Below are 12,112 nucleotides of genomic sequence, written 5' to 3' on the forward strand. Positions count from 1 at the left end.
GTCAAAAAAAATTGTAAGGGTATGGATAGAGAGTAAGCAAAGGTGAAGCTGAAAACAGGTACTTTTGAATTTACACAATTATCAGGACTTGACTGAGTTTGGCCTTTTTAGAGCAGTTAACCGGAATTTCTCCGCTTATATCTGCTCCTTTAGCCTCCCCTATAGACAATAGGCGGAGATTCTCCGCCTATTAATTCGCATACCATCACGAAACTCAACAAATGAATCATAACAGAGCCAAAAATCTAAACGGTCTGCCGTTCGATTAATCTAACCGTTACTTCATCCTGGGTATTTTTTGAGTTATCAAGGGCTTGAAGAAACAGCCGTTTTCCCACTTCAATTAATGGGATTTCAAGTGTGGTAATGTTCATTATTTTTGCTATTGGTTGATTATCGAAACCAATTATCGCAAGCTCCTCAGGTACGGCAATGTTTTGTTCCTTACAGCAGATTAATATTCCAGCCGCAACCTGGTCACTAGTTACCAATAGAGCGGAAGGTGGATTCTCCATTTTTATTAAACGTTGTACTACCCGTTCACCGTCTTCGAAATGATAACAGTCATAGAATATATAATTCGGGTCATATGGTTTATTGTTTTTTATAAGAAAATCTTTGTAAGCCAACTCTCTTTGCTGACTATTAGAACCTGAATTTCTTCCAATACAATAACCAATTTTTTGATAACCTTTAGCTTGTAAATACTCCAAAGCTTTTAAGAAGACTTTGTAATGGTCGATATAGGTAGATGAAATTTGTTTACCACGTGTGTCTTCGCATAAAATAATTGGACCAAAGGAGCTAAACTCATCTAGCTGGTCTAAACCGCAAATTCTTGAACATATTATTAATCCATCAATCTGCTTATGTTTTAACATCATTAATGCTTCGAGCTCTCTTTGTAACTCGTAATTCGTTTGGATTAGAACTAAATTGTAATTATTTTTTACAGCTTCATTAGCAATTCCTTCAACTAATAAGGCAAAATAGGGATGATTTGTAAAAGGGACTACAACACCGATAAGGAATGTTTTACCTTTACTTAAGTGAACAGCATTAATATTTTGCTGATAATTACTTTTTTCGATGGCGCTTTTAACTGCATTCTTTTTTTCCTCACTAACATAGGGATGATTATTTAATACACGAGAGACTGTTGCTACCGAAACTCCAGCCATCTTTGCTATATCCTTAATATTGGCCATCATCTCACCTCATCCAAAATAGTAGCATATTGTTCTTAACAATTGCTAAAGCTTCATTCTATAACGGGAATAAGATAAACTAGAAGAAACTGTCGTTTAAAGGGTTGTGATATAAATGTGTTTAATCTTGTTTGCTTATAAAGTACATCCAAAGTACAAGCTGATGGTTGCAGCAAATCGAGATGAGTTTTACCAAAGGCCGACTGCTCCTGCTCATTTTTGGGAAGATGATTCTGAAATCCTTGCTGGACGGGATTTAGAAAAAATGGGTACATGGATGGGTATCACGAAATCGGGGCGGTTTGCTGCTTTGACCAATTATCGTGATCCACAAGAAGCAACGGAAGGGAAACGCTCAAGAGGAGAACTTGTTGCGAATGCCTTACAATACAAAGGCGAAATAAAGGAGTATATGCAAAGTCTAGTTAATAACAAAGACTTGTATCCTGGATATAACCTGCTTGCCGGGGATGGTGATGAACTATACTATTATTCCAATGTCGGACAAGAATTAAAAAAGATAACACCTGGAATCTATGGGGTCAGCAATCATTTACTCAATACCGAATGGCCGAAAGTACAAGCTGGCAAGGAAGGGTTGGCTGTCATTTTAAAGTCTGAGCATGAAGATTATATAGAGCCCCTTTTAACACTGCTTCAAAAAGCAGACCAGGCTCCAGATGAAAAACTGCCTCAAACGGGGGTTTCTTTAGAATGGGAAAGAATGCTTTCACCGATGTTTATCAAGAGTGGAGATTATGGGACGAGGAGTTCAACGGTTTTATTAATGGAAGAAAAAGAAATTCACTATGTGGAACGTGTTTTTACTTCTAACGAAATAAATACACAAAAATATACAATTAAACTGACATAAAAAACTAATCAAACGTTTGATTAAATCGGTTGCTAAACTAATCAAACGTTTGATTAATAGTATTTCAAGAGCTATTTCAAAGGACTAGGAGGTACCTGAAGTATCACTTGTACCTTTATCATTGGCTTTTCCGGCCTCAGCATTTTTAACACCTTTGCTGACATACGGTTTCGCTTTTGCTTTTTTAGCACCGGCCTGCCAACGATTCCAGCCCTTCTTACCTGTTCCTCTGCCTATTCCACTTTTCGCTTTTGCCTTGGGCATCTAACCACTCCATCATGTTTGAAGAAAGGACATTCTTATAGAAAGGTTATTGAGTCTCGTTCCCAAAAAAACCTAACGCATATTTAATACCCTCTTCAATTTCATTTGTATCATAACCTTGTAAATCTTCGTGCGTAATCTCTAGGGTTGTTCTAGACAAGGAATAGCCGCTGTCTAAGTTAATATCAAGCAGGACCTCAAACCCATTTGCGGTGTTCTTAATATCAATAATATCATAATCAAGTATAGGTGCACCCGTTTGGTACTCTAATGGTTCTAATTCTGACATAAACACACCTCCATCATTACCTCAAGTTTATATTCGAACATAGGTTTTACAAAAAGGGTAACATTTATTTACACATCGTCACAAACTATAACACAAAGAAGTGGATTAAATTGATACTTTGTCTAATGACAGTCCTTTTTGAGAGAGTATAATTAATATTAACTGAAAATTTACATAATTATAATACAAGACTTCATGACTACACCATAAAAAAAGGAGAGATGTATATGCAGCGGCAAAAGCTTTTAATTAATGGAGAACGGTTAAAAAATGAGCATGAACGATTTGCTAACTTCGGGAGAACGGAAAATAATGGTGTAACCCGGCTATCGTTATCTGAAGAAGATCGGTTAGCCAGGGATTTTTTTCAATCATGCTGTGAGGAACTAGGCTTACGTGTAAAAGTGGATGATATGGGCTGCATGTATGCAACACTAGAAGGCGTGGAAAATAAACCGCCAATATTAATTGGTTCCCACCTCGATTCGGTTAAAAAAGGCGGCAGGTTCGATGGTGTGCTGGGGGTATTAGCTGGTTTAGAAGTCGTAAGAACACTGGTAGAAAATAATATTAAACCACGTGTTCCAGTCACAATTGTTAATTTTACAAATGAAGAAGGGGCAAGATTTGAACCTTCTATGATGGCTTCAGGTGTGCTGTCAAATAAATTTGATAAGAATGTGATGGTGAAAAAGAAAGACGCTGATGGAATCACTTTTGAGGAAGCACTCCAATCGATTGGTTATGAAGGGGAAGCATCAAACCGTTTAAAAGAGGGTACTGCTTTCTTAGAATTGCATATTGAACAAGGACCGATACTTGAAAAGGAAGCTCTTTCGATTGGTATTGTAGAATGTGTAGTCGGAATGGCATGCTATGATATTGAAATAACAGGGGAATCTGACCATGCTGGAACAACTCCGATGAATATGAGGAAGGATGCTCTATTCGCAGCCAATAACTTAATTAACGAAATTCGCAGGGTATTAGGAGCTTTAGATGAAGAGCTCGTCTATACGATTGGCAGGGTAAATGTATACCCAAGTATTCATACGGTAATTCCAAACAAGGTAGTCTTTTCTTTAGAAGCAAGACACAAAAATCCTGAGATTGTAAAAACCTTTAAAGATTTCGTTGAAAGTCTTCCAAACCTAGGTTTAAACGAGGGCTGTGAAGTAAAAACAACAAAGCTTTGGGAGCGGGATACTGTTTGGTTTGATGCAGAGATCGTAAACCAATTAGAAAAATCGGCACAGACACTGGGGTATAGCAATAAAAGGATGGTCTCTGGTGCAGGCCATGACGCTCAATTTATTGCCAGCCTTGTTCCTTCTGCGATGTTATTTGTCCCGAGCTTTAATGGAAAGAGCCATTGTGAGGAAGAATTGACCACGTGGGAAGAATGCGAAAAAGGCGTAAACGTCCTGCTAGACACTGTTTTAGCACTGTTATCTTAATAAAAGGTAGAGACACTAGTTAATAGTCTAGGCAAATAAAAAAATGGCATAACGGATATTGTTATGCCATTTTATGTTTTTACTGTTTTCAAACATCATATATTCGTAACGTTCAATACCAAGAAATATAATTATTGATGAGAATTCTTTTTTAAAATAAATACTTGTGCTGGTGCTCCGTATGGTGGATTAGTTACTGTTAGCTCATATTGTATTCCATCAATCAGTAAGGTCGAAATTTTATTGCTAGTAACGTTATCTGTAATGGATATAGTTTTGACTTCTATGCCCTCTTTTTGCAGCTTAGCTACAACTGCATCATTGCACACTTTAGGTTCTTTGTACCATTTATACCAATCATCTAATTCAATTCGAATATTTTCATTTTTAAACAAACCTTTTATTTTATCTAACATATAGTACCGCCCCATTAAACTGGATTTGTATATAACTTAATTACATTCTACTTCAAAATAAAGAAAAAATAAGAGAAAAATAACTTATTGGTTCGACTCTTTAATAATTTCAGCATAGAATTTAATTGCCTGTATAAAATTGTCTTTACTGATATGTTCATTTGTTCCGTGCATTCTGTTTAGGTCCTCCGAAGCAATTTGTACAGGTAAGAATCGATAGGTATTTTTTGAGATACTGTCATAATGCTTCGCGTCGGAACCAGCAAACATTAGGTATGGTGCGATAACAGCATCATGATATACATTTCTGGCAGCCTGCTGAATTGATTTAAATTCCCAACCGTTAATAGAAGAAACCTTTGAGGCTTCACTGCCGGTAATCGTAACTTTAATATTATCATCTTCAATTGTATCCTCAATAAAGGATTTGACTTCTTCTAAAGAATCTCCAGGCATAAGGCGATGATTAATATAAGCTGTTGCTTTCTCAGGCAAAGCATTATATTGCTCGCCAGCATTAAAAATGGTTGGGGCGATAGTGGTTCTAATTAGAGCGGCTGTTGCCGGCTGCTGTAATAGAATTTGTTCTATAATTGGCTCGAAAATCATTTTGTTTGCAAATACATATTTCATGGCAAAGCTCATTTCTGGTGCAACATATTCAAATAAGTCTTCACCAGGTCCACGTAAGTCTCCTTTAAATTGTGTATCCTCCAGTTTAGCAATGGCGCTGGCAATTCTTCCGATATTGGTTTGGTCTTTTGGCTGGGAGGAGTGACCTCCGCTGCCTTCAATGGTTAATTCAGACGTGGCAGATCCTTTTTCGGATATACCGACAACACCTACTGGCTGATTAACACCTGGAACCATGTTTTCAACAATCGCCCCACCTTCGTCTAATACAAAGTCAAACGTGACTCCTCTATCTTTAAGGGTATTTACGATTGCGAGGGCTCCTTCATCTCCGCCAATTTCTTCATCAAACCCAAACATGAGATAGACATCTCTAGCAGGTTTGAAACCGTCATTGATTAAAAACTCTACGGCTTCTAAAATTCCGATTACCCCAATTTTGTCATCCAATGTCCCGCGGCCCCATATTTTGCCGTTTTCCACGGTCCCGCTGAAAGGAGGTTGCTCCCAATTTCCTTCTGTTCCTTCTAAAACAGGAACAACATCGTAATGACTAGTTAACCCAATTGGGTTTTTACTGGAATCTGAACCTTTCCATTTATAAATGAGAGCATATTCATTTATTTTTTCTAACTCTAGCTGGTTGTGGACAACTGGGTAGCTCTCCTCTAGGAAAGAAATAAACTTCTCGAACTCTGTAAAGTCAAATTTACTTCGGTCCTGATAGGATACGGTTTTATACGTAATCGCTTTAGATAAATGCTCCACCGCTTTTCCCTCGTTAATAACCACATCAGATGGATTAGGGGAAGGTTGTTTAGATTTAACGATCAACGAGTTGAAAACGGTTACAATAATAAAAATTAAAACCAATCCGCCAATGATTCCAAACAATAGACTACTTTTTTTCATAATAAGCTGCCCTCCATTCATATTTCTATATTTCAATATTATGTAGAGCAATCCCTTTATTAGAATAGTAGATTTTCTATCATATTTGGCTAAAAAATTAATATCTGCATAAAATGAAATAGGTCAGAGCTAATTCGAATATATCTGTGAAAATTGAGATATATCGGCGTTATCTGCGTTCCTGCTCCAAATAGAAAAACTATTTTAAAAATTCTTTGCAGTTTGGCATGAAATTTTGTATATTAATATAGTTAATAATTTAGGAATTTACTTAAATAACACTTTTTTTTGCAATAAATTATTATTTATTTGATATTATTTGTAAAATTTGGATAAACATTTCCTTTTATACAATTAGTGGAGGGTTTTCATGGAACGGAAGTTACCATTTAAAGAAATTATTGCACTCGGCTTTTTTATGTTTGCCTTATTTTTAGGTGCTGGAAATATAATTTTTCCGCCTTTACTCGGGCAGCAGGCAGGGGAGTCCCTTTTGCCAGCTATTATTGGATTTTTAGTAACCGGAGTTGGATTACCGGTATTGGCTGTTTTTACAATTGCGAGGTCAGGCGGGGATTTAAATGACCTATCTAATAGAGTACATCCCGCATTTGCTAAGATTTTTCCCGTTATTATTTATCTAACAATTGGTCCATTTTTCGGGATACCCAGAACCGGTACTGTAACCTATGAGATTGGTGTTGCACCATTCTTAGAAAGTGAAAGCAGTATCGGGTTATTTATCTCAACTCTTGTATTTTTTCTAATTACGTATTGGCTGGCACTCAATCCAGCAAAGCTTGTAGATCGTGTAGGGAAAGTCCTTACTCCCTTACTTTTATTGTTAATCATCGTTATTTCAATTAGGGGATTTATTTCACCGATCGGTTCTATAAGCGAGGCGGCAGGTAAATACAGAGATGGAGCATTTTTCGGTGGTTTTGTTGAAGGATATTTAACAATGGATGCAATCGCGGCTCTAGTATTTGGAATCGTAGTAATTAATCGCGTTCATGAAATGGGAATAAAAAAGGCGTCAAACGTTCGCTCATATACGATTAAAGCAGGAATCATTGCAGGCTTAGGGTTATCCTTTGTCTATATATCACTATCTTATCTTGGTGCTGCGAGTGTTGAGGGGATTGGTCTGCAGGATAATGGCGGGGCGATTCTCTCGGCTGTTACATCACATTTATTTGGTCCATTCGGTTCCATCCTTCTTGCCTTGGTCATTACCGGAGCATGTTTAACCACTTCAGTTGGTTTGGTTGCCGCATGCAGTGAATATCTAAGCCAGCGATTTACTAGACTTTCCTACCCTGTGGTTGTTACCATTCTCTGCCTATTTAGTTTTACAATGGCAAATCTAGGATTAAGTCAATTGATTTCAGTTTCTATCCCACTCTTAATCACTATTTACCCGGTTGCGATTGTCCTAGTGATATTATCCTTATTGCATTCCTATATTTTGGTCTCAAGACCAGTTTATATAGGTGCAATAATCGGTGCCGGAATGGTAAGTATCTATGATGGGTTAACCACAGCAGGCTTTAAAATAGAACTTGTTTCGGCAGGATTCAAATTTATTCCACTCTATACGAATGGATTAGGCTGGCTGCTCCCAAGTATTATCGGCGGACTAATTGGCTTACTTTTTTACTATGCAAAACGCTTAAATTGAGTTCCTTCAGCTTTCCGCTAACAATTTCGATTGAAAAGGTCTTCGTTCTATCGCAAACATTAAATCGGGTTTAGCGAAAAGTTCCTACCCATAAAAAATATTAAAGGCCCGACTAGCTTCTTCCGCTAGTCGGGCCTTTTCACTTATAAAACTTTTGATTGGCCACTAAAGATAGTAATAAAATGTATGAAATTGGATTTACTTTCATGAGTTGTTATCTGCTTAATTGAAATTTCTAAGACTATTACTATTATTAAAAGAATTAAATCGTACATTTAGGCGGGTTTTTGCAAAACAGGAGTTAAAGCGCATACATTTTTGCTAGATTGCTATTGATTTAATTATTGGCATGTGCTATTTTGTTGTAAAGTGGTATTAAAAAACAAATAACTTGGTTAATGGTTATTAAATGAATGGGCAGCCGCACCCAGCATTTTTTGTTTTTCATTATTGGTATCGCTTACTTATTATATAATACCTTTTTGTTTCCCATGTCGAGTAGAACTAGAAAAGGAGAATGGGACCTATGGCGAGTGAGGTTGCAAAAGTCATACAGGATGATGGAGATCAAAGTTCAAGTGCTGGGGGTCTTCAGCGTAAATTAGGTTTAAGTGCTGCTATTGCTATTAGTGTTGGTACGACTATTGGTTCGGGTATCTTCTCTTCATTGGGAGAGGTTGCTGCAGCGAGTGGAACTGCTTTGTTTGTTATTCTGGCCTTTTTAATTGGCGGATTAGTTAATATACCTGCCAACCTATGCTATGCAGAATTGGCGACAGCCTATCCGGAGAATGGCGGTCAATACATTTATTTTCGTGAAGCGGGTTCCCGTCCCATGGCCTTTTTAACCGGATGGATTAGCTTCTGGGCCACTGACCCGCCATCGATTTCGATTATGGCTATAGCAATTACGAATTATTTAGCTTATTTTGTTGGTTTTTCACCCTTGACTATGAAATTTATCGCGGTTGCACTTATTCTTGTATTTATGTTCATGCACCTTCGCAGTGTTGAGGGCGGGGGCAAATTCCAAACGTATATTACCGCATTTAAGATTATCATGTTTGCTGTATTAATTGGTGTTGGCTTCTTCTACTTCAGTCCGGGTTTAATGAGCGCCACCCCGGCAGGGCCAGAAGTACCAGTTGGAATATTGGCTTTAGTAGCAGGGATTTCAGCCACGACTTGGTCATTTGATGGAATGGCTTCCGTTTGTTATATGACAGGGGAAATTAAAAACCCTAAGAAAACAATGCCAAGAGCTCTTATTATCAGCGGTGTGCTTATCACCGTGTTGTATGTCCTGTTAAGTGTTGTTGTAACCGGTTTACTGCCAATGGATGTATTAGCAACAAGTAGTGCACCTGTTTCTGATGCAATGGCACAAATTCCTGGAATTGGGGCTACTGCCGGTTCCTTAACGGCAATCATGGCAATTATCGTTATCATTGGCTCTCTATCAAGCTGTATTATGTTCCAACCACGTATGCCATATGCGATGGCAAAGGACGGTTTATTCTTTAAATCTTTTGGAAAGGTGCATCCAAGCTGGGGAACTCCATATATTTCAATCATCGTTCAATGTGCGATTGCCATTGTGCTTGTATTCGCTTCTTCACTAAGTGATTTATTAGGTTATTTCACGATTGTTGCCTTACTGAAAAACTTTCTTACATTTGGGACTGTTTTTGTTCTCCGCCGTAAAAAGTCCGGCTACAATCCAATGTGGAGAATGCCGATGGGATATGTGATGGCGGCAATCGCCATGGTGGTAACCGGTACTTTAATTGCCTCTACCTTTATGTGGGCACCTATCCCTGGTATCATTTCTGCCGTAATTGCAGTGGGAACAGGTCTTCCTGCCTACTATTACTGGGAAAGAAAAAATAGAAAATCAACTGTATAAAGTGTAAGCTAATAGACATGGGGCAGCACCCCGTGTCTATTTTTCTATAAAAATGCCCAAAAAAAAAGACCTGCTCAATTCCCGCTTTTCTCAGGGATGTAGAGCAGGTCTTATATTATTTTGTATAGGCGATTTTTCCGTTTGGCTATGTCGTGACTATAGAATGGTTTCTGTATACTTCATTTATTGTTCTTCCTTATATTTCTTATAAATGACTATTAAGAATTTTAATACCAATTATCAAACTCGTTTTCTACACATCTTATTAGAACGTAAAAACCGTTAACAATCCCAGTAAAACAATAAGTCATTAACTATTCAAATAATAAGATTGACGTTCATTTTGACCAGATGCTATAATCCAACTATCGACATAAACAAATTGGTATTAAATAATCTTAATAACATCTAGCAGCTGGAGAGGTGGATGCGGCACATCTTAATAAACCTCAAGGCTGTTTAGGGTGACTGAAGAGAACATTAGGGAAGGCGGATGAATAGGGTGTTAAAATTTAACGAAACCAAACAAATCGATAGTGTGAATGGGGCACTTCAATTACGTGGTGAAATTGAGAAGATAATAGACGAGATTTATTTTGAGGGTTTTGACAATATATTTTATATGGGAATTGGCGGTACGTATGCTTCAAGTATGCAGGCTGTGACTTATATTACTGGAAAGAGCGCATTGCCAGTATACGTAGAGAATGCGGCTGAATACTTGACTACCGGAAACCTTAAGTTAACCAGTAAATCGGTTGTCATTATTTCATCAGTAACAGGAAGTACGGAGGAGATGGTGAGAGCTGTTTCACGAGTAAAAGAAATTGGAGCCCGCATTGTCGGTTTCATTGATGTAAAAGAAGCTCCGCTTGCTCAAAGTGTTGATTACTTAGTCTCTTATCCGGCAAATGAACAGATCAAGTTCTTTATGGCTGCGGACCGTTTCATGTTTAACAATGGTGATTTCCCGCAATATGAGCAATTCTATACAGAGCTGGATGAACATTTAGCTAAAGCCTTGGTTGAAGTGGAGAAGGCCGCTGATGCCTTTGGGGAAAAATTTGCACATGAACATAAAGATGATTCGATGCACTATTTTGTCGGTGCTGGAAATCATTGGGGTGCAGTCTACTCCTATGCGATGTGCTATTGGGAAGAACAGCACTGGCTTCGTTCAAAATCGATTCATTCTTCCGAGTTTCTCCATGGAACATTGGAAGTGATTGACAGGGATACAGCCGTTACTGTTTTTGTGGGTGAAGATGAACAACGCCCGTTATCCGAAAGAGTAGCGAAGTTTTTACCGAGAATTTGTTCAAGATATACGATCATTGATACGAAGGATTACGAGTTAGAAGGAATCAGCCCTGAATATAGAGGACGAATCTCGCATCTGTTATTGCGTGCAATCACTCAGCGGATTGATGCACATCTTGAAAAGATAAATTGTCATCCAATGGAAATTAGACGCTACTACCGTCAGCTAGATTACTAATAACGAATAAAGGAACCTAGTATGTAATCAAAGATGACTGCTATTCATCTTTGATTACATGTATTTACGGGAATGGGTTTCTATTTTTTGAGTAGTAATGAAAACGCTTTAACAGACGGAGTCTACTCTTACCATAAAAAGAATATTAGGAGGATTCTATATGAGGTTTGCTGCCTTGGGGGATAATTGCATCGATGTTTATGAGCGACTTGGTAAAAGGTATCCAACCGGAAATGTCGTGGATACAGGTGTGAATATGCAATTACTCGGAATCCCGACTTCGATTATTACCACAACGGGTAATGATCAAAATGGAGAATGGATGATTCAGACGTTAACAGAAGAAGGGATTGATATTAGTCATTTAAAAGTGGGGAATGGACCTACAGCTGTGACCTATATGGATATAGAGGGACTTGAGCGTGTTCATGGTGACTATGAAGAGGGTGTCCTTGAGCATATGGTTTTTGATGAGGAGAATCTATGTTTTGCGGCACGGCATGATTTAGTCCATACCGCCTTATGGGGCAAGGCAGAGGATGCACTTCCCAAGTTGAAGGAAAAAGGAGCCGTCATTAGTTTTGACTACGCAGACCGGTTAGACCATCCCTTTGTCGAAAAAACACTGCCTTATGTGGATTATGGATTTTTCTCTTATAAGAAAAGTCGGGACAGCTATATTGATCAGTATCTTAAAGATAAAACAGACCGCGGAATGAAACTGGCGGTTGCCACTTTTGGGGAGAAAGGAAGTCTGGCCTTTGATGGTCAGCATTTTTTTGAGGGAAGGGTTTATCCTGCCAAGGTAGTTAATACAGTGGGTGCAGGAGATAGTTTTATAGCTGGCTTCCTATACGGAATCTTAACAGGCAAGTCCATCCCGGAGGCATTGGATAAAGGGGCGAAAGTGGCGGCAGAGGTCGTTTCTGTTTTTGAACCTTGGGTGAAACGAAAATCAATTCATATTTAATGGG

The 12,112-nt window shown here is 38.2% G+C and carries 11 protein-coding genes; 6 read left to right on the forward strand and 5 right to left on the reverse strand.

Annotated features, from left to right (window positions below):
• Positions 1 to 245: 245 nt before the first annotated feature.
• Complete coding sequence (locus tag H0184_RS11090; RefSeq protein ID WP_221824578.1) at positions 246 to 1,208, reverse strand: LacI family DNA-binding transcriptional regulator; 963 nt, start codon at positions 1,206 to 1,208, stop codon at positions 246 to 248.
• A 115-nt stretch (positions 1,209 to 1,323) separates the two neighbouring features.
• Between H0184_RS11090 and H0184_RS11095 the strand changes: the two genes are divergently transcribed.
• Entirely contained in the window at positions 1,324 to 2,082 is a 759-nt protein-coding gene (locus H0184_RS11095) for an NRDE family protein (RefSeq protein WP_221824446.1), read from the forward strand.
• Between the two features lie 84 nt (positions 2,083 to 2,166).
• On the opposite strand, the gene H0184_RS11100 is transcribed toward H0184_RS11095, so the two are convergent.
• Together H0184_RS11100 and H0184_RS11105 are read right to left on the reverse strand one after the other, a co-directional pair.
• Positions 2,167 to 2,346, reverse strand: coding sequence for a DUF3934 domain-containing protein (locus tag H0184_RS11100; protein WP_221824448.1), 180 nt, complete (start codon positions 2,344 to 2,346; stop codon positions 2,167 to 2,169).
• Between the two features lie 46 nt (positions 2,347 to 2,392).
• Positions 2,393 to 2,635 (reverse strand): hypothetical protein, encoded by a 243-nt coding sequence (locus H0184_RS11105; RefSeq protein ID WP_221824450.1) that lies wholly within the window; start codon positions 2,633 to 2,635, stop codon positions 2,393 to 2,395.
• 227 nt (positions 2,636 to 2,862) lie between these two features.
• Here H0184_RS11105 and H0184_RS11110 point away from each other — a divergent pair, with 227 nt between their 5' ends.
• Positions 2,863 to 4,092, forward strand: coding sequence for a Zn-dependent hydrolase (locus tag H0184_RS11110; protein WP_221824452.1), 1,230 nt, complete (start codon positions 2,863 to 2,865; stop codon positions 4,090 to 4,092).
• A gap of 131 nt (positions 4,093 to 4,223) precedes the next feature.
• Here H0184_RS11110 and H0184_RS11115 read toward each other — a convergent pair whose 3' ends face one another.
• Positions 4,224 to 4,508 (reverse strand): hypothetical protein, encoded by a 285-nt coding sequence (locus H0184_RS11115; RefSeq protein ID WP_221824454.1) that lies wholly within the window; start codon positions 4,506 to 4,508, stop codon positions 4,224 to 4,226.
• Positions 4,509 to 4,592: 84 nt separating this feature from the next.
• A complete protein-coding gene (locus H0184_RS11120) occupies positions 4,593 to 6,053 on the reverse strand; it encodes a M20 family peptidase (protein WP_221824456.1) in 1,461 nt (486 codons plus the stop codon).
• 370 nt (positions 6,054 to 6,423) lie between these two features.
• Here H0184_RS11120 and brnQ point away from each other — a divergent pair, with 370 nt between their 5' ends.
• The 4 genes from brnQ (at position 6,424) to frlD (ending at position 12,108) form a co-directional block, all read left to right on the forward strand.
• Positions 6,424 to 7,734, forward strand: a complete 1,311-nt coding sequence (gene brnQ, locus H0184_RS11125; RefSeq protein WP_221824457.1) for a branched-chain amino acid transport system II carrier protein — start codon at positions 6,424 to 6,426, stop codon at positions 7,732 to 7,734.
• A 526-nt stretch (positions 7,735 to 8,260) separates the two neighbouring features.
• Positions 8,261 to 9,640 carry an amino acid permease gene (locus tag H0184_RS11130; protein WP_221824459.1) on the forward strand — a complete coding sequence of 460 codons (1,380 nt, stop codon included), beginning with the start codon at positions 8,261 to 8,263 and terminating at the stop codon, positions 9,638 to 9,640.
• Between the two features lie 502 nt (positions 9,641 to 10,142).
• On the forward strand, positions 10,143 to 11,138 hold the full coding sequence (locus H0184_RS11135; protein ID WP_313771751.1) for an SIS domain-containing protein: 996 nt from the start codon (positions 10,143 to 10,145) through the stop codon (positions 11,136 to 11,138).
• A gap of 160 nt (positions 11,139 to 11,298) precedes the next feature.
• A complete protein-coding gene (frlD, locus tag H0184_RS11140; protein WP_221824464.1) occupies positions 11,299 to 12,108 on the forward strand; it encodes a fructoselysine 6-kinase in 810 nt (269 codons plus the stop codon).
• Positions 12,109 to 12,112 lie beyond the last annotated feature (4 nt).

The sequence above is a fragment of the Neobacillus niacini genome (genome assembly GCF_019749295.1).
GTDB classification, from domain to species: domain Bacteria; phylum Bacillota; class Bacilli; order Bacillales; family Cytobacillaceae; genus Neobacillus; species Neobacillus niacini_D.